This window comes from Arthrobacter sp. KUASC02 (assembly GCF_059739395.1).
The window spans coordinates 1,201,231-1,223,090 of the sequence record NZ_AP046053.1 but is presented as its reverse complement, the minus strand read 5'-3'; the positions used below and the strand labels follow the sequence as shown (position 1 = coordinate 1,223,090).

Sequence of the window (21,860 nt, the reverse complement as noted above, 5' to 3'; positions counted from 1 at the left end):
CCTTACAAAACTTTGAAGTAGTCGAACGGTTCCTTGCAGTCCTGGCAGACGTACAGCGCCTTGCAGGAGGTGGAACCGAAGCGGGTGAGTTCCTTGGTGTTCAACGATGAACACTGCGGGCATTTGACGGCCAGGCTCAGGCGGACGGGCCCGGCATGGCGTACTGCGTTGCTGTGGCCGCTGGGCGGCGCGATGCCGTACTCCCGCAGCTTGGCCTTGCCGGACTCCGTCATCCAGTCCGTGGTCCACGCGGGGCTGAGCACCAGCTCCACGTGCACGTTGGGGTAGCCCTCCTTGGCGAACACCGCGTTGAGGTCATCACGGATGGCGTCCATGGCCGGGCAGCCCGAGTACGTGGGCGTGATGGTCACCTGGACGGCGGGCACCATGCCGCCGTCGTCGAACAGCTTCACATCCCGGAGGATGCCCAGATCCGCAATCGTGAGCACCGGGATCTCGGGGTCGCACACCGTGGCGGCGAGGTCCCAGGCCTTCTGCTCCGGCGTTTTCGCTTCCCTGCGGTCGCTCTCAGCGGTGGGGTGGCTGACGTACATGGCTACCAGCTCGCTCCTGGGTGCTGGCGGGCCAGCACCTGCATTTCGGCCAGCATGTAGCCCAGGTGTTCGGAGTGCTTGCCGCGGCGTCCGCCGCCCAGGGCGGCCGGAACCTGCGGAACCTCGAGTTCGGCTTCGGCCAGGACCTCGCCGGTGAGCCGGTCAAAGTCGGCACGCAGGCTGGAAGGCTCGACGGCGGCACCCGCCGCCGCGAGGCGGGCGGTGAGGTCGTCGTCGGCAAACAGTTCGTCAACGTAGGGCCAGATGACCTTGAAGCCGTGGATCATCTTGCGGCGGGATTCGTCCGTGCCGAGGGCCAGGCGCAGCACCCACTGGGCGCTGTGGTCCCGGTGGTAATCCACTTCCTTCACTGCCTTGGCGGCGATGCCGGCCAGGGTGGCGTCCGTGGACTGGGTGAGCCGGCGGTAGAGCTCGAACTGGTAGTAGCTCACCACGAACTGCCGGGCGATGGTGACGGCGAAGTCCCCGTTGGGCTGCTCGAAGAGTTCCACCGAGCGGAACTCATCCTCGGACCGGAAGTAGGCGAGCTCATCCTCGCTCTTGCCGTTCAAGCCGCCGGCGTAGCTGAGGAAGGAGCGGGCGTGGCCCAGCTGGTCCAGGGCGATGTTGCCCAGGGCGATGTCCTCCTCCAGCTCGGGGGCGCGGGAGATCCAGTGGCCCAGGCGCTGGGCCAGGATCAGGGCGTCGTCGCCCAGGCGCAGCGCGAACTCGGCCACGTCCTCCGTGGGCTTTGCAGTGCCGCGGCTGACGGCCAGTGCGATGTCCTCCGGGCGGAGGGCGTTGCCCGGCGTGATGCGGGTGGCGCTGGCGGTGGCGTCTCCGCTGGTGCCTACGGTGGTCACGCCCACGGAGATGTCCCCGTGGCCGGTTGCTTCTGTCTCTGTTTCCTGGGTGGTGGTCTCGGGGGTGCTCACAGGTGCTTCACGCCCTCGCTCTTGGTGTAGTACGTGGCATGCCGGTAGTCCTTGCCCTGGGGCGATTCGAAGAACGCGCCCTTGGCGTCCGGATCGCTGGACGCGATGGCGTCCGCGGGGACAACCCAGATGGACACGCCCTCGTTGCGGCGGGTGTACAGGTCGCGGGCGTTGCGCAGCGCCATCGCTGCGTCCGGCGCGTGCAAGGACCCGGCGTGGACGTGGGACAGGCCGCGGCTGGAGCGGACAAAGACTTCCCAGATGGGCCAGACGTTTCCGGCGGGGGTTTCGGGGCTCATGCTGCTTCCTCTTCTGCTTGCTTCTTGGCCTGCTTTGCTGCGTAAGCCGCTGCGGCTTCGCGCACCCAGGTACCGTTCTCGTGTGCTTCGCGGCGACGCTCCAGGCGCTGGGCGTTGCAGGGGCCGCGGCCCTTCAGGACCTCATGGAACTCGTCCCAGTCCAGCGGGCCGTGCTCCCATTTCTTGGTTTCTTCGTTGAAACGGATGTCCTTGTCCGGAAGGGTGAGGTCCAGGACCTTGACCTGCTCCATCATCATGCCGACGAAGCGGTTGCGCAGCTCGTCGTTGCTGAAGCGCTTGATGTTCCAGGCCATGGACTGCTTGGAGTTGGGTGAATCGTCATCCGGCGGGCCGAACATCATCAGCGCCGGCGCGTACCAGCGGTTCACGGCTTCCTGGGCCATCTGCTTCTGCTCGGGGGTGCCGTGCGAGAGTTCCAGCAGGATTTCGAAGCCCTGGCGCTGGTGGAAGGACTCTTCCTTGCAGACGCGGACCATCGCCCGGCCGTACGGGCCGAAAGAGGCGCGGCACAGCGGAACCTGGTTGGCGATTGCGGCGCCGTCCACCATCCAGCCGATGGCTCCCATGTCCGCCCAGGTGCGTGCGGGGTAGTTGAAGATGGAGGAGTACTTGGCCTTGCCGTCCATCAGGTCCTGCATCATCTGGTCGCGCGGCTGGCCCAGGGTCTCGGCTGCCGAGTACAGGTACAGGCCGTGACCGGCCTCGTCCTGGACCTTGGCCATGAGGATGGCCTTCCGCTTCAGGCTGGGGGCGCGGGAAATCCAGTTGGCCTCCGGCTGCATGCCGATGATTTCCGAGTGCGCGTGCTGCGAGATCTGCCGGATGAGGGTCTTGCGGTAGGCCGCCGGCATCCAGTCGCGCGGCTCGATGCGCGAATCCTCCGCCATCACACGGTCAAAGTACGCCTGACCTTCTGCCTCGTGCCGGGCCGCCTCTTCAGCGCTGATTTCTTGCCGTCCCGGCGTACCTTCAGCGGGCACTGACTGCAGGGTCTGCGATGCCATGGTTGCTCCTATGCATATCCGATAAATAATTACCGACCGTTCGTTCAGGATATGCGGAAGCCGTGAGATGCGTCAAGCACACGGCGCGTCTTGTGGGGTAGTTTTGGGGCGTGAACGCAGGCATTGGCAGGAAGCTCCCCCTCTGGGCCCTACTTGCCCTCAATATGCTGGTTGCCCTGCTGGCCATCGCACTGGTCCAGGCTTTCCTGGTCAAGGTGTACCGGGTGCCGTCCGGGTCCATGGAACAGACGCTGCAGGGCTCGCAGGGCGGCGGCGACCGGATCCTGGTCAACCGCCTCGCCTACGCGGGCAGCTCACCACGGCGGGGGGACGTGGTGGTGTTCACCCGCCCGGCCTCCTGGCAGCGCGAAACAGCAGCGCCCGACGGCGGCGGGCTGGGTTCCGTGGCACGCGCCTTCGGCGACCTGACGGGGATCGGCGTCTCCAACGAACAGTTCCTGGTAAAGCGGGTGATCGCCGTTGGCGGCCAGACGGTCAACTGCTGCGGCAGCGACGGCCGGCTCAGCGTGGACGGCCGGCCGCTGGACGAGCCGTATATCTACCAGGACTTCCCGTTCCAGGCAGGGTCCCTGGACTGCAGCACGGTGCCCAGTTCCGCCCGCTGCTTCCCGCCATTCACTGTCCCCGAGGGCCAGCTGGTGATGCTGGGCGACCACCGCTCCGGTTCAGCGGATTCCGTGGTGGGCTGCCGGACGCAGGCCGGCCCGCCGTCGTCGGCCTTGTCTCCTGGCGATTCGCCGGGGTGCGTCCGGACGGTGAAGACCTCCGAGGTTATCGGTGAAGTGGCCCTGCGGATTTGGCCGCTGGACCACGCCGGCGGAGTGGGCTGAGGTCCTTTGCTACCCGCGGGAACGCGCGCAGGAAGCGGGCCCACCGGGCTGTGTGCAGCCGGAGTCGGCCGCGGAGTGACAGGTCCGAGTAGATGTCCGCTGTCAGAAAGAATTCTTTAGGCGGAAGGACCGCCCAGAACAGCATTTTTGGTTTGTCCCGCAACGGAGCCTTTGCAATCGCGAATAGCCGGACACCGCCCGGCGCCCAGGCCATCTGGCGGTTGCGCCATTCCGTGGATGCCTCCGGCCAGTCTCCTTGCTTCAGCTGGGAGCCCAGGTCCTCGAGGAAGGGACGCACGGCGGCCAGGGAGCTGGTGGCCGTGGCGATGTCCACGATGGCGGAGGTGTGATCTTCCTGTTCCGTGAGCTCCGCCAGGAAGTCGAGTTCCTGTCGGCATGCCGGCAGGTGGGGCGAGCGGAGGGCATGCAGGGCAAGGATGAGGATTCCCAGCGCCTTCGACGGGACCCGCACCTCCTGCCCTGCAAGTTCCAGGACCTCCGTGTGCGCCCACATCACGTCGAAAGAGTCGCCCGGGGCGGCTTCCATGCCGGGAAACCGGAAGTGCACGTCGATGCAGCAGGGCCAGGACGGATGGTCGATGGTGGTGGAGTGGCGGGGAAAGCTGCGCTCGTCCGGGTCCACCGGGCGTTCCCGCCAGCCCCGTTCCCGCAGGCCACCGAGCAACGCTTCCAGGTCCGCCGGCGCCACAAAGACGTCTACGTCCACGGACATCTTGGGCAGGCGCAGCCCCTGGACCACGCTGGCCGGGCCCTTGATGAAGAATGCCCGGATCCCCAGGCTGTCCGCCACCCGCTGCACCAGGGCATGCCCCAGGAGCACGGCTTCGGGAATGCTCAGCTGCGTCTTGTCAGCCGGGTTCTGCATGGCCTAGTTCCTGACGCGGCGTCCGGCTGACAGGGGCTCCAGGACCTCGTCAGCTGGGGTGTCCCAGTGGGCTGCGCGCTCCGTTTCGGGGTGCGCATATTCAGGCGCGTCCGCGGGTTCCGGTGCCGAAGTGTAGGTCCCGTAGTAGGAGTAGGCGTCCGTACCCTTGGTGGGCACGTAGTTGAGGACGGCACCCAGGATGCGGCCCTTCACTTTTTCCAGGTTGCCCAGGGACTGGCCCAGCTGCTCCTGCGTGGTTTTGCCTGTCCGGATCACCACGATGGCGCCGTCGGCCACGCGGGAGAGGACGGCGGCGTCCGTTACAGGGAGCAGCGGCGGGGCGTCGATCAGCACGGTGGCGTTCTCGGCCAGTGCGTTGAGCATGTTCTTCATGGCCCGGGAACCCAGCAGCTCGCTGGGGTTCGGCGGGATGCGGCCGGAGCCCAGCACGGACAGGTTGGGCAGGGCACCCCAGGGCTGCAGGACATCCTCCAGCTCAGCGGTGCCGGTGAGCACATCGGTGACCCCGACTCCCGGAACCAGGTTGAAAACATCCACCAGCGTGGGGCGGCGGAGATCGCCGTCGACCACTACAACGTTCTCGCCGGCGGCGGCCATGGTGACCGCGAGGTTGGCCGTGACGGTGGACTTGCCTTCGGCCTGCATGGAGCTGGTGACCACGATGATGCGCGGCGGCTGGTCCACGTCCAGGAAGCTGAGGTTGGTGCGCAGTTCGCGGAGGGCCTCGGCCATGGCTCCGCTGCCGCCTACTTCGTGGAGCTGCGCGAAGGTGCCGGCTTCGAGGATGGTGCTCTTGCCGTCCAGGCGGTGGTCCACGGGGAGGGTGCCGATGACGGGGACCTCGAAGAGCCGCTCGATTTCCGCGGCGTTGCGGATGCGCCGGTCCAGGTGGCGGCGGACCAGGGCGTAGGCCACACCAAGGGCCAGACCGATCAGGGCGCCCAGCGCGAGGGTGAGCTTGACGTTCGGAGACACCGGGCTGGTGGGGAGGACCGCTTTGCCCAGCGGGAGGATCCGGACGGCGGAGGCCGGAGCGGGAGTCGCGGCGGGAGCGTTACTGGACGTGCCGGCGTCGGGCGTGGTTGTTTCCGGGGTGGCTGTTTCGATCGCTTCCACCTGCGCGGCGAGGCCGTTGACCCAGGCATCGGCCACGCGCTGCGCGGTTGCCGGATCCGGCGACTGGGCCGTTACCCGGATCTCGGCGGTATCCAGCGGAACCTTCACGCTGATGGTGCCGAGCAGCGCATCCGCGGTGGTGTTCAGCTCCAGGGAGGCGATCACCCGGTCAGCCACGAGCCGGGACTTGGCCACGGACTCGTAGTTCTTGACCTTTGCCTTGGCCAGGCTGTCCCCGGCGAGGGAAAGGCTCACGTTGTCCGAGCCCGGCGTGACCACAATGCCGCTGGAATCGGACGAGTAGATTTTGGGCTGCAGGACCGTCCAGCCGAACGCCGTCAACGTGGCCAGCAGGGTGAAGGCGACGATTGCCTTCCAGTACACCCGCACCACCCGCAGGTAGTCGGCCAGGTCCAGGCCGGCAGGGGCATCTCCGCCGGCCGCAATGTTGACGCTCATGGGTGGTTCCTTCCAAGTGTGTATGTTTCTCTGCCGGTCTTCGTTGCCGGGTTACTGCGTCGGGTTTCCCAGGGAGTGGTTCAGCAACGCGGTGGTTTGCCGCGCGGTGGTTCTCCGCGTGGCTGGCGGCTACTCGCCGCCCTGTTCCAAGACTGATTTGGCGATGAGCTGCCCGGTGGCTGCGGCGACGGCGGCCCGGTAGTCCTCCGGCCGCCCGTGCACATCGCCTATTTGTTCCGTCAGCCGGTCCAGCGGGACGGCGCTGGCGGTCGCCTCCCAGATGGCTGGCCCGATCCCGCTCAACCGCACAATCTCCGCTTCCAGCATCACCAGCAGATCGCCGTCGACCGCCACGGCATCCTTGGGTTCCACCCGGCGGATCCAGCCGTCCGGGATGGCTCCCGATTCGGGTTCCTCTGGTGCTGTTGCTGCTATCGCTGGGCCGGCTGGGTGGGCGTGGGCCGGGCGGGTGCAGGCCTCCCAAACTGGCTTCGAGCGGCGCTGCTTGCGGAAGAGCGGCGCCAGGGCCGCGGGCAGGTCCCCGGCTTCGGAGTACGTCACTTGCCACACTCCCCCGACGCGGTCGATCAGCCTGCACAGCGACTGCAGCGGCTCGTCGATTTCGGCCTGCGAGGACGAATCCGGGATCAAAGCCAGCAGCCCGTCAGCCAACGGGAGCTGGTGGAGCGTTGGTTCCTGGTGTGTGCCCTTGTCCGGCGCGACCCGGTTGAGCAGCACGATGGACTGGATGAAGGGCTTGGCCGGTGCCGGCAGGAGCCCGAGTTCGTCGGGACCCACCTGGCGCTTGGGTGCGCCGGGCCCCTGCTTCACGGACAGCGGCTTGGGGTACGGAACCACCGCGCCGTCAGGGCCGATGGCCACGGTTTCGTCCGTGACATACCCGTACGTCCCGGCCAGCACCGAGGCGGCGGTGGTCTTGCCCGTGCCCGACTTGGCCACGAGCGCCACCACGGCGCCGGTCTCGGGAGAGGCCACCCCGCAGGCGTGGAGCATCATCAACTCACCGGCGTTCTCCAGGATCGCGGCCACCGTGAGCCGGGAGGTGAGGTTCTCAGCCAGCTCCTCAAAGGAGGCGGCCTGCAAAGGGAACGTCCCGCCGTCGTACGTTTGGGACAAGTACGAGACGGAAGCGGAGTAAGGCAGGGACTCCGTGGGCTCCTTGGCGAGCGGAGGGATCATGGGTGCCCCGGCCCCGGCACAGCGCGACCATGCCGAGCGCATGCTCTGCTGCTGCTCGAGGGTGACCGAGCGGCCCCAGCGGATGGCGAACTGGGTGCCGAGGACGTCGACGCTCAACAGTTCCCCGCCGCCGCGCAGGTCCTCGAAGAGCCGGGCGTCCCAGCCGCTGGAGAAGTCCCAGTCGAGCTGCGAATCCACGCCGTGCTTGTTGTCCTCGCCGCTCATGACTCCCCCTTTCCGTACAGCCGGTTGGTTTTTCGTTTCTACTTACCCTTGGACGCCAGCAGCTTCGATTAGCCGCTGGGCTTCCAGGCTGGCCAGGAAATCTTCCACCTGCTGTGCCAGCTGGCCGGCCGCATCCTCGAAGGTCGCTTCCAGTTCGGCAATGACGGACGCCTGGTCGCGACGGCCGTCGATCAGTTCCCAGATCGTTGCCGCCGTGCCTTCGAGGACTACGGGCTGGGTCGCGTCCAGGTGGAGAAGGGCAACCCGGTCAGTTGATTCGGTGCGGACTTCTGCGACCAGGGTGCTGCGGTGGTAGATCACTTGAACCTGATGGACAGGTTGGTCTGCGTTTGGACAGTGACACCCGAGACGGTAATCGCGACTGTGACCACGTAGTTGTACACGTCATTGGGCTTGGGCTTGGTCGTCGGTGAAGTATCCTCTGCGGCCGTGAAAGTGACGGGAAAAACTACCTGTTGTCCGGCTGCGTGTGTGAACAAAGTGGTCGACTCGTACCCGTTAAAGTTCGTTGCTTGGAATTCACCAGATGCGGGCGGCTGAATGCCGATCTTGGCATGAACTGTGCCCGAAGGCGTGATGGTCACAGTTCCGCTGATAGTTCCAAGCGCCTTATCAACTTGGAAGCCCGTGGGACCGTTACCGCCCTTGCCTCCTCCGATGAACGTAATTGCCGAACCGGCACCCAAGACCGTAACCGTTGCTCCACCCGACGCGGACGCTGCCGGAGCCGCAATAGCGGCAGCAATAACCGGCACGGACCAGGCCGCACCCTTGACGATCCTGCGACGGCTGAGACCGCCCTCTTCGCTGCTCGTGACCTCTGCGTTCAGAACCTCAGACAATTTCGCCCCCACATATTTTTCGGCTGGGGCCAGCCCCGATGGACCGGCCGCTTGCTTTCACCGCGTTTTCGCCGGCTGCGACCACTCTTCCCAACGACGCCAAAGGTTCACGCAACCGTTTTGCAAGATTCGGTCAAGGTTTCCCGTGTCTGCGGAATTGAGGATTTCGGGCTCCCACCTTAAATGTCAGACCCCGCTGGCAGAGTTATTCCATGGAAGCCGTTGGAGAACTCACCCCGAACCAGGCCTCGCGCCTTGGGTGGTTTTCCGACGGTCCATTTCCGCCGCTGGCGCCGGTGATGCCGACGAGGAACCTGCGCGCTGTCCCGCCAACTGAACTGGCCGGTGGCCTGCTGGGGATTGAAGGCCAACAGCCTCCCATAGCGTCCGACGTCGGCAGCATCGGCGATCTGGCCCGGAGCCTTGAGCTGTTCAAACGTGCCAGTTCGACGGCGGTCGAGGACACCGGGGTGATGGGCCTCCGGGAAGCGGCTGACTTCGCCGCCGGGCTCGAGGAGTTCTCCCGGAATATGGAATACATGCAGGTCGTTGCGGCCGGGGCCGTGGACCGGGCCCGGAGCGACGCCAGTGCTGCCGCGCGGGCTGGCTCGGGGTCCGGGGTTGGTTGGACCACCGGGTGGGGCGAAGCGACCGCCGTGCACGGTCCCATCGGCTGGGCCACCAGCGAAGCGGACACCAGCCAAACCGGCACCAGCCAGGGTGCCAAAACGGCAGCGAGTACCGAGGCTCTGGTCCCCGGCGAGCCGGACCCGGCGGATGACGGCTGCCGGAATACCACCGAGTTCCTCCGTTTGAGGCTGCGGATCGGTGCCGGCGAAGCCCGCCGCCGGCTCGCGCTGGCCGGGGCGGTGCTGCCGCGGACCGGGATCACCGGGCACACCCAACCACCGGAACGGCCCGAACTCGCCGCCGCCGTCGCAGCCGGGACCGTAGGCTCACGATCCGCGACCATCATCACCCTCGCCCTGGACCGGGCCGGCCACCACACGGATGCGGAAGTCACTGGCCGGATGGAACACGCCCTGACCCGGGCCGCGGTGGAGCACGACACCGACTTCGTCGCCCGCGTCGCCCGGCAATGGACGGAGGCGATCGACCAGGACGGATCCGAACCCACCGACACCGAACTCCGGCAACGTCAGGGTGTGTTCATCCGCCAGCCCCGCCGCGGACTCCAGCGGATGGAAATCTTCGCCACCACCGAGCAATCCGAGCACCTGCTGACCGCGATGAACACCGCCACCAACCCCCGCACCCGCACCGGTGCAGCTGACGGTAGCGACGGTGACGGGACAGGCAGCACCGGTGAGGAGAAGCCGGACCTCGACCAGAGGACCCGCCCGCAGCAACTCCTGGACGGTCTCGTCGGCGCGGTTAAAGCAGGACTGACCACCGGCACACTCCCGGCCGCGGGCGGGCTCCGGCCCCAGGTCATGGTCACCATCGACTACCGCGACCTCCTGGCCCGGCTGGACAACCTCGAACACCCCACCGTCCAAGGACCTGGCCACCGTTCAAGCACCGGCACCGGAACCGGCTTCCGCGGCACGGGCACGGGTGCCACGGCAGGCATCCCCGTCACAGGCATCCCCGGCACGGGCTCCTTCACGTTCACCGGCCCCGTCACCGCCGCCACCGTCCGCAAAATCGCCTGCGACGCCGACATCATCCCCGTCCTCCTCGGCAGCCAGGGCCGGATCCTCGACCTCGGCCGCACCACCCGGGTCTTCCCGCCCCACATCCGCAAAGCCCTCACCGCCCGCGACCAAGGCTGCGCGTTCCCGGGCTGCACCATCCCCGCACCCTGGTGCGAAGCCCACCACATCACCTACTGGTCACACGGCGGAACCACCAGCACAGACAACGGCACGCTCTTGTGCAGCCATCACCACCATCTGATCCACAAAAAACAGTGGCAGATCCACGTCAAAACCGGAATACCCTGGTTCATCCCGCCACCCCACATCGACCCGAGACAGGTCCCACGACGAAACAACTACTTCAGATGCTGAAAGGTGCATGCCCTGAATGGCAGGCTGGGCACTGCCGCCCTGCGAAACGGACGGCGCCCCACTTCACAGCGGTCAACCCTAGACGGCGGTCGACCGCTGTGCGGCGCCCTACTACACGGCGCCCTACTTCACGGCGTGACACTTAACTGCGCGCCACCCGCAGATGGATGGCGGAGCTAGAGGTGATTGACAGAGGCTATACGTGGATGATGCAGCTGACGGCGAGAACCGTCGGCGACTGCTTGCCGTACTCGCAGACGGTAACTTCAGCGGTCACCTCGAAGTCTCGGCGGTCGCTATTCCTGCCACTGCGGCCGTAACCGTCGATCGCGAAGTCCAGGTCTGGTGAACCGGCGGCCACCTCATACATGAAGTCCGCCGTGAACGATGCACCCTTGAGGCTTAGCGTCGGCAAGACGCATGCCGCACCCACGCTGATGAAGGAAAACGACAGGCTGCCAGGCACCGGCCCCTGCCCGCCAACCTGCAAGGCCGACGCAACGAGCACTACCGGATTTATGGTGATGCGGACGCTCACCGAACCGGAAACGGCGCCAAGACCCCTCAGGCTCAGCGCGACGGGCACCTTGACCGCGGGCCGCAGGTGGCCCGCCTCATTGGGTTGCGTGGTCGAAGGAATGGCCCGGACACCCGAGACGAGCATCGCTGAAGCTGACCCGCTCGAAGTTGCCCCGCTCGAAACTGCCGCCGTCCAAGCTGGCCCGGTCAAAGCCGGCGCAGCCGCGGCCGGAAAGACAGCCGCGGCCGGAAGGACAGCAGCTGCGGAGGGAGAGACATACGTCGCTGGCATGGATGGAACCGATCGCTCGCCACCCCACACCGCCCTGCGGCGCGTGGTTCCGGCATGGTCCTTGATGCGATAAGCAAGCTCTGACATCTACGTCCCCCGTAGCAATCGGTTGGACCTCCCGAACGGGTCGCCCAGCTGCTGTGACCGGGTTTCACCGGTTGACTCCACTGTGCACACTGTGCCTTTAGGTTCCCGCAATCGATGCACAATTTTGGATCAACATCTGCTGATTCATCTAGGCGATTCGCCCCCGGGCAGGGGCGGCCCCGCATGTTAAGTTGAAGATCAGGGATCGCACCGATCTGACAGCCACTCCGGAAAGAGCCCTCACCGTGGAATCGCCAACGCCCGTATGGATCCTCACAGTCTGCACGGGAAACATCTGCCGCTCCCCCGTGGCCGAACGCCTGCTGCAGGCCGGACTGGACCAGGTCCTGCCCGGCGGCTTCGAAGTGCGGAGCGCCGGTACCCGTGCCATGGTGGGCAGCCCCATCCAGCCGCTCTCGGCCGAGATCGTGAACATGTACGGCGGCACGGACAAGGGCTTCGCGGCCCGGCAGCTGACCCCCAAAATCCTGCGCGACACGGACATCGTGCTGACCATGACCTCCAAGCACCGCGGCGAGGTGCTGCAACTGGACGCATCTCTGCTGAAGCGCACCTTCACCATCCGGGAATTCGCGCGCATGCTGGAAGCCCTTGAGGAGCGCGACGCCGCCGCGGGTGAAGCGAGCAAAAAAGCGCCCGACGCCGGGACGCTCTGGCGCGGCCTGCCCGCCCGCCTCGCCTCCGTCAGGCATCTCGCCCTGGCCGCGGACAGCGCCGACAACGAAGTGATCGACCCCTACAAACGCGGCCCCGAGGTGTACCGGCAGATGGAAGACGAACTGGCCCCCGCCATCCTCACCATCCTCCGCTACGCCCGGCTCAACACGCCCACATAACAGGACTTTCGGCGTCGGCCTTTTCCGCATCAGCGGTGGTAGCGTCCGGTTATGGACAACCAGTCTGATCCGGAAGGAGCGGCTGAAAGCAAGCCGCCGCAGGGAAATTTCGCATGGCTTCCCGTCTGGCTGCGCCGGCAGCCCACCTGGCTCAAAGCCGTCCTGGCCATGGTCCTGGTGATGGCCCTGGGCAGCACCGCGTACGCGGTCTCGCAGGTGGGACGCGGCGGTCCGCCCGCCCCCACCGCCAGCGGGGTGGCGACGGCGGAAGGTGCCACCGCGACGCCGTCCCCCACCGAACCGGCCCCGGCGCCTCCCGCGCCGCCGCCCCCGGCGCCTGAACCGCCGCCCGTGGCCATGAACATCCTGATCATCGGCAGTGACAGCCGCGGCGACTCCCGGGCGGAGGAAGCCCAGGCCGCCGCCGGAACACCGGCCGATCAGCGCGGCGACGTCCTGATGCTGGTCCATGTTCCGGCCGACCGGCAGAAGATCTACGGCATCTCGATCATGCGCGACATGTGGGTGAACATTCCCGGCCGCGGCGAAGCCAAGATCAACGCCGGGTTGGAACTGGGCGGCATTCCGCTCATGGTCCAGACCGTGGAAGGGCTGTTCAACACCCACATCGACCACGCCGTGATGGTGGACTTCCCGGGCCTGTGGGCCGCCACCGATGCCTTGGGCGGCGTGGACGTGAACGTCACCGTACCCTTCACGTCCACGCACGACACCCGGCACAACTTCCCCGCCGGCATCAACCACCTCACCGGCGGCCAGGCCCTGGAGTTCGTCCGCGAGCGCTACGCGTTTGCCGACGGCGACTTCCAGCGCATCCGCAACCAGCAGACATTCCTCAAAGCCGTCATCAGCAAGTTCATGAGCGCCGGCACCCTCACCAACCCGCAAACCGTCCTGAACGTGGTCAACGCGGTCCGGCCGCACTGGACCGTCAGCCCGGGCCTTACTGTGGAAACCATGGCCAAGCTGGGCTTCAGCCTGCGCGACGTGGGCCCCGAAGATGCCATCTTCTTCCGGCTGCCCGACGGCGGCTTCGGCTTCAGCACCACCGGGCAGTCGATCGTCTTCCAGAACCCCGGCGCCATAGGCGCCATATCCGCGGCACTCGCCAGCGGAACCCTGGCGGACTACGTGGCGGCCAACGGATTCGAGGGCGGGAACTGAGAGGGCGGGAACTCCGGAACTGACGGCTCGGCTACCAAGGAAAGCCTCCACCACGCCAAAGTGGCCATCTGCAGGCGATTAAGGACCTACACAGGTGGCTGTTGAATCAGGGTGATGGTTTTGGTGAGATAAGTTCCGGCGACGGCGGCCGCTTAGGCGGCCAGACCGCCGTCGAACGTTCCGGTGAAGCGAGTTCCGGTGAGGTGCGGTCCGCCGCTTACGCGGCGAGGCTCATGGCCCGGCTCCTGAGTCGGGTTGCCCTCTCCGTACCCTTGTGCGCCGCAACCGGCGGCGCGGGAGCCAGGACGCTGATGTTGCATTCCGCCTGGAGCGGATCAATGGACGCCGGCAGGTGGTGCGATTCCGAACATGCCTGCAGCTGCTCCATTGCAGCCGGCTCAACACGTGCGTGGCTCACATCCACCACCAGGTGGAGTCCTTCCTTCAAGTGATTTGCCCTCTTCACAACCACATACAGGGCCTGGAGGCTTCTCGCCGTCACATGGCCTTGGGCGGCAACTTCAGCTTGTCCGCAATCGAGATCGAGTCGTACTAAAACCTTGAGTTTGTCGTTCAAGTGTTTCCCCTATTCACTGCATGGCCGCGACGCTGCGACCTCCATCAGCCTAGGGAGCCAATGTGACGTACGCAACATTGTGCGTCACATGCGGAAAGAGTGGCGTTATGAACCGCACGGGGTGTTGTGGCCGGCTGCGGCGTGGGGTAATGGGCGGCGTGGGGTAATGACTCGCCTACGATGGAGCCGGTGAGGACCGGGACGTTTGTCGCATGGATGGAACGCCGCCAGATCGGCCTGTATCTTGCCGCGATTGTTGCCGGCGGGGCCGCTGGTTTCCTGGCACCCGGTAGCGCCGCTGCCCTGGAGCTGGCCATCAATCCCGTGCTGGGGCTGCTGCTCTACGCCACGTTCCTGGGCATCCCGTTCGCGTCATTGGGGCAGGCCGTACGCGACCTGCGTTTCATGGCAGCCGTGCTGGTGCTCAATTTCGCCGTGGTGCCCGTTGTGGTTTTCGGGCTGAGCCGGTTCGTCGCCAACGACCAGGCACTCCTGGTGGGCATGCTGCTGGTGCTGCTGACGCCGTGCGTCGACTACGTGATCGTGTTCACCGGCCTGGCGGGCGGGGCCAGTAACCGGCTGCTCGCCGCGGCACCTGTGCTGATGCTCGCCCAGATGCTCCTGCTCCCCGTGTATCTGCTGGTGTTCGTGGGGCCGGGCCTGGTGTCCGCGATCGACCCGGCACCGTTCGTGCAGGCCTTGGTGGGGCTCATTGTTGTCCCGCTGGCTTTGGCGGCGCTGACGCAGTGGCTTGCCGGACGGCCCTTGCCGGGCCGGGAAGGTGACCTTCCCGCCGTCGGGCCTGCCGCCGTCGGGCGTGCCGTCGTCGGGCGTGCCGTCGTCGGGCGTGTCGTCGTCGGGCGGCGGGTCATGGCCGTTATGGCAGCCCTGATGGTCCCGCTCATGATGGTGACGCTGGGCGTGGTGGTGGGTTCGCAGATCACGGGCGTGCGCTCTGAGCTGGGTTCGCTGGTGGCCGTGGTGCCGCTGTATGCCGCGTTCCTGCTGGTGATGGTGCCGCTGGGCCTGCTCGCGGCCCGGGCTGCCCGGCTGGATGCCCCGGCCACCCTGGCTGTGGTGTTCAGCGGCGCGACCCGCAATTCCCTCGTGGTGCTGCCGCTCGCGCTGGCGCTTCCCGAACCGCTGGCCCTCGCTGCCTTGGTGGTGGTGACGCAGACCCTGGTGGAACTCGCCGGCTTGGTGGCCTTGGTGCGCTTCCTGCCGGGGCTGGTGTCTGGGTTGGTGCCTGCCGATTCGCGGCTCCGGCACTGATTTACTCCACGTGAGCTAAGGGCCGGCGGCGCCTGGGGAAGCCTCGGTCTCAGAAGGCTTGTCACCGCCGGCCCAGCTCAACGTGATCCGGAAACGTTGTCCGGGCCAAGTATCGGACTGGCGGGAGTTCCCAGGGGGACCAGGTCCTCCGCCGACCGACTCCTAAAGACTATTTACCGCCAACATCCTGTGCGTGAGTGGCCACTACTTGTCTTTAAGTTGCAGAAGTGACGCGGTGTGCAGGGCGCTACGCACGGCGAAAGCGGACCACTCTATCCCCCGGTAGCGAACGCGGGTGCCCGCAGCGGAATAGCTTTATATATTGAGTCAATGACCCAGACTCCAGTGCAGCACCCTGCCGACCACACCCCTGCGTCCGCCGCCCCCGTAGCCAGGAAGATCCCCACGGAACGGACCCACCACGGCGACACCTTCGTGGACAACTACGAATGGCTGCGGGCCAAGGACTCCGAGGACGTGGTGGAGCACCTGAAGGCAGAGAACGCCTACCAGGAAGCGGTCACCGCCCACCAGGAACCGCTCCGCGAGGCCATCTTCCAGGAAATCAAGGGCCGCACCCAGGAGACGGATCTGTCCGTCCCGAACCGCAAGGACGGCTGGTGGTACTACACCCGTTCCGTGGAGGGCAAGGAGTACGGCATCCAGTGCCGGGTGAAGGCCCTGAACACCGGGGACCCGGTGGCCGACTGGACGCCCCCGGCGGTGGAGGCCGGCGTCGAACTTCCCGGTGAAGAAGTCCTGCTGGACTGCAACGTGGAAGCCGAAGGCAAGCCGTTCTTCGCCGTGGGCGGCACCGCTGTGACCGTTGACGGCAACCTTTACGCCTACGCGGTGGACAACGCCGGCGACGAACGCTTCACGCTGCGCTTCAAGGACCTCCGCACCGGGGAGATGCTCCCGGACGTCATCGAGAACATCTTCTACGGCGTCTCCTTCTCCCCCGACGGCACGCGCCTGTTCTACACCGTGGTGGATGACGCCTGGCGCCCCTACCAGGTCAAGTCCCACGTGCTGGGCACGCCCGTCACCGACGATGAGGTGATTTACCAGGAGGACGACGTCGCCATGTGGCTGGGTTTCGACCTCGCCTCCGACCGCCGTCACCTCGTGCTGAGCATCGGCTGCTCCGAGTACAGCGAGACGCGGCTGCTCCGCTTCGACGATTACGACGCCGGACTCAGCACCGTGATTTCCCGCGACGAACGCGTCCTCTACGAGGCCGAACCGTTCCTCTTGGATGGCGCCGAGAAGATCCTGGTGACGCACAACCGCAATGCCATCAACTCCATGGTGTCGCTGGTGGACCCGGCCGAGCTCACCAAGCCGCTGGCCGAGCAGGAGTGGACCACCGTCGTCGAACATTCCGACCAGGTGCGCGTCAACGGCGCGGGCGTTACGTCCACGCACGTGATTGTGTCCGTCCGCAAGGACACCATCGAGCGCGTGCAGGTGCTGGCACTGGCCGGCCTGGGCACGGCCGAGCAGGGCGACCCGGTGGAGCCGGCGTTCGACGAGGAGCTGTACACCGCCGGTGTGGCGGGCTCCGACTATGAGGCGCCGGTGATCCGGATGGGCTACACGTCCTACTTCACGCCGTCCCGCGTGTACGACTTTGTGCTGCCGACTCCGGCTCAGCCGGCCGGTGAGCTGCTGCTCCGCAAGGAAAGCCCGGTGCTGGGCGGCTACTCCCCCTCCGACTACGTAGCCACCCGTGAATGGGCGACGGCGGCCGACGGCACCCAGGTTCCCCTGTCGGTGCTGCGGCACGCGTCGGTTTCCCGCGATTCCTCCGCGGCCGGACTGGTGTACGGCTATGGCTCCTACGAGCTGAGCATGGACCCCGGCTTCGGCATCCCGCGGCTGTCGCTGCTGGACCGAGGGATTGTGTTCGTGATTGCGCACATCCGCGGCGGCGGCGAGCTGGGCCGCCACTGGTATGAGGACGGCAAGAAGCTCCACAAGAAGAACACGTTCACCGACTTCATCGCGGCCACAGACTGGCTGGCTGGTTCCGGGTGGGTTTCGCCGTCCCGGATCGCGGCGATGGGCGGCTCCGCCGGCGGGCTGCTGATGGGCGCCGTGGCCAATCTGGCACCGGAAAAGTACGCCGCGATTGTGGCCGCCGTGCCGTTCGTGGACGCGCTGACCACCATCCTCGATCCGGAGCTGCCCCTGTCCGCCCTCGAGTGGGAGGAATGGGGCAACCCGATCACGGACCCCGACGTGTACGCATACATGAAGTCCTACACGCCGTACGAGAACGTTGGCGCCCTGCCTTATCCGAAGATCGCCGCCGTGACCTCCTTCAACGACACGCGTGTGCTTTACGTGGAGCCGGCCAAGTGGGTGCAGGCCCTGCGTGCTGTTTCCACCGGGTCCGAGCCGATCGTCATGAAGATCGAGATGGACGGCGGCCACGGCGGAGCCTCCGGCCGGTACGTCCAGTGGCGCGAACGTGCCTGGGACTACGCCTTCGTGGCCGACTCCGTGGGCGCAGTGGAACTGCTGCCGGGGGCCGGGCTGAAGTAACTCCATCGATTGCTCCGCGACGGCCCTTTTGGATCCCCTAAACGGCCGTTACGGAGCAGTCGATGGGGAACGTGGCGGGTTAACCGCCGTCGGGGTGTTCGGCAAGCAGGTCCGCGAGCGTCTCCAGATTGGCGCGGACCGTCCGGGTGTGGGCCTTCTGCACGAAGGGGTCGGCCAGTTTTCCGAACACCCCGCCGAGCCCTGAACCTGCATCGACGCGGTGGGTGAGGCGGGTCCCGTCGCCCTCGGGCTCAAGGGTGTCGGTGATCGTGAAGTCGAACTGGCCTTCAACGGAACGGATCACCGTCTTGTTGGGAGGATCGAAGTGGGTGTTTTCGCTGACCCAGTCGAAGTGCCTGCCCAATACCTTGCTGCTGCCTTTGGTCCGGGTGCCCACCCCGACAGGACCATCTCCCACCTGTTCGGCCTGGACAACTGAAGAATCCCACACGGGGATGTTCTCGCTCCTGATCAGGAACTCGAACACTTCCTGGGGCGGGCGGGCAATGAACACACTTTCTTCGATGACGGGCATGGCGGGCACTCCTCGGACACGCCTGCTGACGGCACGGCTCGGCCGCCAGGTAGGTTTAGCGCCAGTGTGGGCCGCCCCCCGGCTGGGGTGTCAACGCCGAGCATTGGCTGCCTCGGCCTCTATAGCTACCAAATAATGATCATCATGCTTACTATTGACTGGCATTAGGCACATCGGTTTAGAAACTGCTCACTGGGGGCAGCAGAACCCGTGCCGGAACTGGAGTTATTCGTGAGCACTGAACAGGGCCTGACGCCGCTTTCCGACGAAGAACTGATGGCACAGGGTGGCACCGCGCTTCCGGACAAGGAAGTAGCCTCCGTCCTGGACCTGAACGCCGACCTGGATCTGGGCATCAACGCCGCAGCACCTATCGACCTCGCCGTGGCGGCCAACGCCAACGTGGCAGCCCCGATCGACGCGGCAGCCTCCGCGAACATCCTCTCTTACGGTTCCGAGGCACAGGCCCTTGCTGACCAGGGCGTGATCATCGATCAGGGCATCACGGCTGATGCCACGGCAGACTCCACGCAGGACAGCACTATTGACCAGGCGCCTGAGACAACCGACGGGGAAACGGTTGACGGCGGGACGCCGGAAACTGCAGGGGACGAGGTCCTTGACGGCGGAACCCCGGCTTCCGGGGGCGACGGGGTGGTGGACGGCGGCCAGGTACTCGACGGCGCCTTGCCGGTTGACCCCTCCGCCGCCTTGGACGGGGACCTCCTGAACGTCAACGTGGATCTGGCCGCCGACGCGGACATCGCTGCTCCGATCAACGGCGCAGTTGCAGCCAACGCGAACGTTGCCGCCCCGATCGACGCGGCGGTGGCTGCCAACATCGGTTCCATCGACAGCGACGCGTTCGCCGTGGCCCAGCAGGATGCCATCATCAGCCAGCACATCGACGGCGAAGCCACCGCATCCGCTGACCAGCAGTCCGATCTCCGCCAGTAGAGCCCGGAGACAAACACCACAATGAGCACGCCTTAATGAGCACTGTGCACGGCGGGCCGTCCCGGCTGGACGGCCCGCCGGCTTCCTCCGCGCCCGCCGCAGGCCAGCTGACGGACGAATCCGGGACGCCCGCCGCCTCGCCCGACGTTCCCGTCCGCGCCGACGGCATTGAGCTGATCGGCGAAACGAAGGGCTCCGGCTACCGTGAGCCGCCGTCACTGGTACGCCGTGCCGACGGGCAGGCCATCCAGCTCACGCGACTGCTGTACCTCGTGCTGGAAGCGATCGACGGCCACCGCAGCGTCGATGAGGTTGCGGACCATGCCGGCTCCAGGTTCGGCAAGCTGGTCAGCCCGGACAACGTCCGCACACTGATCAGCTCGCAGCTGCTGCCGCTGGGGCTGCTCCGGCTGGCCGACGGTTCGCAGCCCGAAGTGAAGAAGGCCGATCCGCTGCTGGGCATGCGCTTCCGGTACACCGTGACCGATCCGGACCGCACACGGAAACTGACCGCCCCGTTTGCGGCGCTCTTCAATCCGCTCGTCATCGTGGCAGTGTGCGCAGCCTTCATCGCCGCGTGCTGGTGGGTGCTGATGGTCAAGGGACTCGGCTCGGCCACGCATGACGCCTTCGCCAACCCCGGCCTGGTGCTGCTGGTCCTGGCTGTGACCGTGCTGTCCGCCGGTTTCCACGAGTTTGGCCATGCTGCCGCCGCACGCCGCGGCGGCGCCACGCCGGGAGCCATGGGCGCAGGCCTGTACTTGATCTGGCCCGCATTCTTCACCGACGTCACGGACTCCTACCGGCTGGGCCGCGGCGGCCGGATCCGCACGGACCTGGGCGGGCTGTATTTCAACGCGATCGTTGCCGTGGCCACAATGGGTGCCTGGTGGGCCACCGGCTTTGATGCGCTGCTGCTGGTGGTGGTCACCCAGATCCTGCAGATGGTCCGCCAGCTGCTTCCCCTGGTCCGCTTCGACGGCTACCACATCCTGGCCGACGCCACCGGTGTGCCGGACCTCTTCCAGCGCATCAAGCCGACCCTGCTGGGGCTGCTGCCGTGGCGCCGGACCGACCCGGAGGCGCAGGTCCTCAAGCCCTGGGCGCGCGCCGTTGTGACCATCTGGGTGCTGGTCACCGTGCCGCTCCTGCTGTTCAGCCTGGCAATGATGGTGATCTCGCTGCCGAGGCTCCTGGGCACAGCATGGGCAAGCGTGCTGAAGCAGCAGTCCCAACTGACCGAAAGTCTCAGCGCCGGTGACATCGCGGGCGCCGCGGTGCGCGCCCTGGCGATCGCCGCCGTCGCGCTTCCCGTGGTGGGCATCTTCTACGTCCTGCTGCGACTGGTCCGCCAGCTGACAACAGGGCTGTGGCAGAAGACCCGCGGCAAGGCAGTCCAGCGCGGTGCCGCGATGGCCGTCGTCGCCGCTGTTGCCGCCGGCCTGGCCTGGGCCTGGTGGCCCGGAACAGACACGTACCGGCCGGTCCAGCCGTACGAACGCGGCACCCTGGCCGATGTCACGACGGCAGTGTTCCCCACGGCATCATCCACAAAGCTGAGTGAGGGCCGGGTCGGGAAGACGGTGGCGTTGTGGCCCACCGGTGCCGCGAAACCCACCCGGGAACAGCCCCAGCTGAGCATGGTCATGGTCCCCCGCGCCGACACTGCCGCCACCCGCCGCACGAACGCCGGCAGCGAGGCCGCCGCGCCGCCGTCGTGGGTCTTCCCCTTCGACCAGCCGGCCGCCCCTGAAGAGGGCGACAACCAAGCTCTGGCGGTCAACACGCAGGACGGCTCGGTGGTATACGACGTCGCCTTCGCCCTGGTCTGGGCCGAGGACGGCGATACTGTGGACACCACCAACGAGGCCTACGCCTTCGCCAGCTGCACCGATTGCGCGGCCGTCGCTGTGGGCTTCCAGGTGGTGCTGATCGTGGGCCAGGCGGACGTGATCGTTCCGGAGAACCTGTCCGCTGCCGCGAACTACAACTGCGTCCGGTGCCTCACGTATGCGCTGGCCAGCCAGCTGGTACTCACGTTGGATGGACCGCTCAGCGACGACGGCATGGCCCGGCTCAACGCGCTGTGGGCTGAGATCGCCGAGTTCGGGCGGAACCTGCAAAACGTTCCGCTCTCCGAAATCCAGGGACGCCTCGACGCGTTCAAGGAGCAAGTCATGGAGATAGTACGGAACGATCCCAGCGCCACCAAGGGCACTGCCACGTCCGCGACGCCAAGCTCCACGGCCACTCCGGTGCCCGGACCGTCCGAATCAACGCCCGGGTCAAGCCAGGCGCCCGTCCCCTCCGCCACCGGCGGGGCACCGGCGCCCTCGGGAACGACGACGACGGCACCGGTTCCGGCAGCGCCGGTCATCGGCGGCGCCGTGACGGAGAGTCCGGCCACCACCGCTGAGCCGACGCCAGCGCCAACGGAACCGGGCCTAGCCATGCCCACACCCACGTCGACCGGTGGTTGAGCCCGCGGCAGGGTCGACCGGCGGTTGAGCCCGCGGCTGCGGCGACCGGTGGTTGAGCCTGTCGGGACCCGGATCTCGACAG

At 66.6% G+C, this 21,860-nt stretch carries 20 protein-coding genes; 8 read left to right on the top strand and 12 right to left on the bottom strand.

All coding sequences use genetic code 11. The features are described from left to right. Positions 1–2: 2 nt before the first annotated feature. Genes paaD through paaA form a run of 4 tightly spaced genes read right to left on the bottom strand, consistent with a single transcriptional unit; the run spans position 3 to position 2,813 of the window. Complete coding sequence (gene paaD, locus AC6JAC_RS05645; RefSeq protein ID WP_497963797.1) at positions 3–554, bottom strand: 1,2-phenylacetyl-CoA epoxidase subunit PaaD; 552 nt, start codon at positions 552–554, stop codon at positions 3–5. A gap of 2 nt (positions 555–556) precedes the next feature. Beyond that, positions 557–1,489, bottom strand: coding sequence for a 1,2-phenylacetyl-CoA epoxidase subunit PaaC (gene paaC, locus AC6JAC_RS05640; RefSeq protein ID WP_497963795.1), 933 nt, complete (start codon positions 1,487–1,489; stop codon positions 557–559). Beyond that, positions 1,486–1,788, bottom strand: coding sequence for a 1,2-phenylacetyl-CoA epoxidase subunit PaaB (paaB, locus tag AC6JAC_RS05635; RefSeq protein WP_028271515.1), 303 nt, complete (start codon positions 1,786–1,788; stop codon positions 1,486–1,488). Before paaB ends, paaC begins: the two co-directional genes overlap by 4 nt. Beyond that, the gene (gene paaA, locus AC6JAC_RS05630) at positions 1,785–2,813 is read right to left on the bottom strand and encodes a 1,2-phenylacetyl-CoA epoxidase subunit PaaA (protein ID WP_028271514.1); all 1,029 of its coding nucleotides are present in this window, start codon (positions 2,811–2,813) and stop codon (positions 1,785–1,787) included. The genes paaB and paaA overlap by 4 nt, the downstream gene beginning before the upstream one ends. Before the next feature lie 110 nt (positions 2,814–2,923). Between paaA and lepB the strand changes: the two genes are divergently transcribed. After that, positions 2,924–3,664: a signal peptidase I gene (lepB, locus tag AC6JAC_RS05625; RefSeq protein ID WP_497963793.1), complete on the top strand. Its 741-nt coding sequence runs from the start codon at positions 2,924–2,926 to the stop codon at positions 3,662–3,664. On the opposite strand, the gene AC6JAC_RS05620 is transcribed toward lepB, so the two are convergent. The 5 genes from AC6JAC_RS05620 to AC6JAC_RS05600 all read right to left on the bottom strand — a co-directional run bounded on the left by AC6JAC_RS05620 (position 3,606) and on the right by AC6JAC_RS05600 (position 8,434). Continuing rightward, positions 3,606–4,550: a nucleotidyltransferase family protein gene (locus AC6JAC_RS05620; RefSeq protein ID WP_497963791.1), complete on the bottom strand. Its 945-nt coding sequence runs from the start codon at positions 4,548–4,550 to the stop codon at positions 3,606–3,608. The two genes, lepB and AC6JAC_RS05620, sit on opposite strands and share 59 nt — an antisense overlap. 3 nt (positions 4,551–4,553) lie before the next feature. After that, the gene (locus AC6JAC_RS05615) at positions 4,554–6,146 is read right to left on the bottom strand and encodes a tyrosine-protein kinase domain-containing protein (protein ID WP_497963789.1); all 1,593 of its coding nucleotides are present in this window, start codon (positions 6,144–6,146) and stop codon (positions 4,554–4,556) included. 129 nt (positions 6,147–6,275) lie between these two features. Further along, positions 6,276–7,571 (bottom strand): hypothetical protein, encoded by a 1,296-nt coding sequence (locus AC6JAC_RS05610; protein ID WP_497963787.1) that lies wholly within the window; start codon positions 7,569–7,571, stop codon positions 6,276–6,278. Between the two features lie 42 nt (positions 7,572–7,613). Next, on the bottom strand, positions 7,614–7,892 hold the full coding sequence (locus AC6JAC_RS05605; protein WP_497963785.1) for a PqqD family protein: 279 nt from the start codon (positions 7,890–7,892) through the stop codon (positions 7,614–7,616). Further along, a complete protein-coding gene (locus AC6JAC_RS05600) occupies positions 7,889–8,434 on the bottom strand; it encodes a hypothetical protein (RefSeq protein WP_497963783.1) in 546 nt (181 codons plus the stop codon). Before AC6JAC_RS05600 ends, AC6JAC_RS05605 begins: the two co-directional genes overlap by 4 nt. A 212-nt stretch (positions 8,435–8,646) precedes the next feature. On the opposite strand from AC6JAC_RS05600, the gene AC6JAC_RS05595 reads away from it, so the two are divergent. Next, a complete protein-coding gene (locus AC6JAC_RS05595) occupies positions 8,647–10,467 on the top strand; it encodes an HNH endonuclease signature motif containing protein (RefSeq protein WP_497963781.1) in 1,821 nt (606 codons plus the stop codon). Between the two features lie 196 nt (positions 10,468–10,663). On the opposite strand, the gene AC6JAC_RS05590 is transcribed toward AC6JAC_RS05595, so the two are convergent. Beyond that, a complete protein-coding gene (locus tag AC6JAC_RS05590) occupies positions 10,664–11,131 on the bottom strand; it encodes a hypothetical protein (protein WP_497963779.1) in 468 nt (155 codons plus the stop codon). Positions 11,132–11,610: 479 nt separating this feature from the next. On the opposite strand from AC6JAC_RS05590, the gene AC6JAC_RS05585 reads away from it, so the two are divergent. After that, positions 11,611–12,222: an arsenate reductase/protein-tyrosine-phosphatase family protein gene (locus tag AC6JAC_RS05585; protein ID WP_497963777.1), complete on the top strand. Its 612-nt coding sequence runs from the start codon at positions 11,611–11,613 to the stop codon at positions 12,220–12,222. A gap of 51 nt (positions 12,223–12,273) precedes the next feature. Next, on the top strand, positions 12,274–13,407 hold the full coding sequence (locus AC6JAC_RS05580) for an LCP family protein (RefSeq protein WP_497963775.1): 1,134 nt from the start codon (positions 12,274–12,276) through the stop codon (positions 13,405–13,407). Between the two features lie 217 nt (positions 13,408–13,624). Here the strand turns inward: AC6JAC_RS05580 and AC6JAC_RS05575 are convergent, their stop codons facing one another. Next, a complete protein-coding gene (locus AC6JAC_RS05575; RefSeq protein WP_497963773.1) occupies positions 13,625–13,855 on the bottom strand; it encodes a hypothetical protein in 231 nt (76 codons plus the stop codon). Positions 13,856–14,164: 309 nt separating this feature from the next. Here AC6JAC_RS05575 and AC6JAC_RS05570 point away from each other — a divergent pair, with 309 nt between their 5' ends. Then, positions 14,165–15,256 carry an arsenic resistance protein gene (locus tag AC6JAC_RS05570; protein ID WP_497963771.1) on the top strand — a complete coding sequence of 364 codons (1,092 nt, stop codon included), beginning with the start codon at positions 14,165–14,167 and terminating at the stop codon, positions 15,254–15,256. A 330-nt stretch (positions 15,257–15,586) separates the two neighbouring features. Next, entirely contained in the window at positions 15,587–17,806 is a 2,220-nt protein-coding gene (locus AC6JAC_RS05565; protein WP_497963769.1) for a S9 family peptidase, read from the top strand. A gap of 79 nt (positions 17,807–17,885) precedes the next feature. Here AC6JAC_RS05565 and AC6JAC_RS05560 read toward each other — a convergent pair whose 3' ends face one another. Then, positions 17,886–18,341 (bottom strand): SRPBCC family protein, encoded by a 456-nt coding sequence (locus tag AC6JAC_RS05560; protein WP_497963767.1) that lies wholly within the window; start codon positions 18,339–18,341, stop codon positions 17,886–17,888. Between the two features lie 231 nt (positions 18,342–18,572). On the opposite strand from AC6JAC_RS05560, the gene AC6JAC_RS05555 reads away from it, so the two are divergent. Together AC6JAC_RS05555 and AC6JAC_RS05550 are read left to right on the top strand one after the other, a co-directional pair. Beyond that, positions 18,573–19,298, top strand: coding sequence for a peptidoglycan-binding protein (locus tag AC6JAC_RS05555; RefSeq protein ID WP_497963765.1), 726 nt, complete (start codon positions 18,573–18,575; stop codon positions 19,296–19,298). A gap of 35 nt (positions 19,299–19,333) precedes the next feature. Next, positions 19,334–21,778 carry a hypothetical protein gene (locus AC6JAC_RS05550; RefSeq protein ID WP_497963763.1) on the top strand — a complete coding sequence of 815 codons (2,445 nt, stop codon included), beginning with the start codon at positions 19,334–19,336 and terminating at the stop codon, positions 21,776–21,778. Positions 21,779–21,860 lie beyond the last annotated feature (82 nt).

Excerpts from the sequence above, each read along its gene's own strand:
- paaD (WP_497963797.1), bottom strand. The coding sequence starts at position 554 with ATGTACGTCAGCCACCCCACCGCTGAGAGCGACCGCAGGGAAGCGAAA.
- paaB (WP_028271515.1), bottom strand. The coding sequence starts at position 1,788 with ATGAGCCCCGAAACCCCCGCCGGAAACGTCTGGCCCATCTGGGAAGTC.
- paaA (WP_028271514.1), bottom strand. The coding sequence starts at position 2,813 with ATGGCATCGCAGACCCTGCAGTCAGTGCCCGCTGAAGGTACGCCGGGA.
- AC6JAC_RS05620 (WP_497963791.1), bottom strand. The coding sequence starts at position 4,550 with ATGCAGAACCCGGCTGACAAGACGCAGCTGAGCATTCCCGAAGCCGTG.
- AC6JAC_RS05615 (WP_497963789.1), bottom strand. The coding sequence starts at position 6,146 with ATGAGCGTCAACATTGCGGCCGGCGGAGATGCCCCTGCCGGCCTGGAC.
- AC6JAC_RS05610 (WP_497963787.1), bottom strand. The coding sequence starts at position 7,571 with ATGAGCGGCGAGGACAACAAGCACGGCGTGGATTCGCAGCTCGACTGG.
- AC6JAC_RS05595 (WP_497963781.1), top strand. The coding sequence starts at position 8,647 with ATGGAAGCCGTTGGAGAACTCACCCCGAACCAGGCCTCGCGCCTTGGG.
- AC6JAC_RS05590 (WP_497963779.1), bottom strand. The coding sequence starts at position 11,131 with ATGCTCGTCTCGGGTGTCCGGGCCATTCCTTCGACCACGCAACCCAAT.
- AC6JAC_RS05580 (WP_497963775.1), top strand. The coding sequence starts at position 12,274 with ATGGACAACCAGTCTGATCCGGAAGGAGCGGCTGAAAGCAAGCCGCCG.
- AC6JAC_RS05570 (WP_497963771.1), top strand. The coding sequence starts at position 14,165 with ATGGAGCCGGTGAGGACCGGGACGTTTGTCGCATGGATGGAACGCCGC.
- AC6JAC_RS05565 (WP_497963769.1), top strand. The coding sequence starts at position 15,587 with ATGACCCAGACTCCAGTGCAGCACCCTGCCGACCACACCCCTGCGTCC.
- AC6JAC_RS05560 (WP_497963767.1), bottom strand. The coding sequence starts at position 18,341 with ATGCCCGTCATCGAAGAAAGTGTGTTCATTGCCCGCCCGCCCCAGGAA.
- AC6JAC_RS05550 (WP_497963763.1), top strand. The coding sequence starts at position 19,334 with ATGAGCACTGTGCACGGCGGGCCGTCCCGGCTGGACGGCCCGCCGGCT.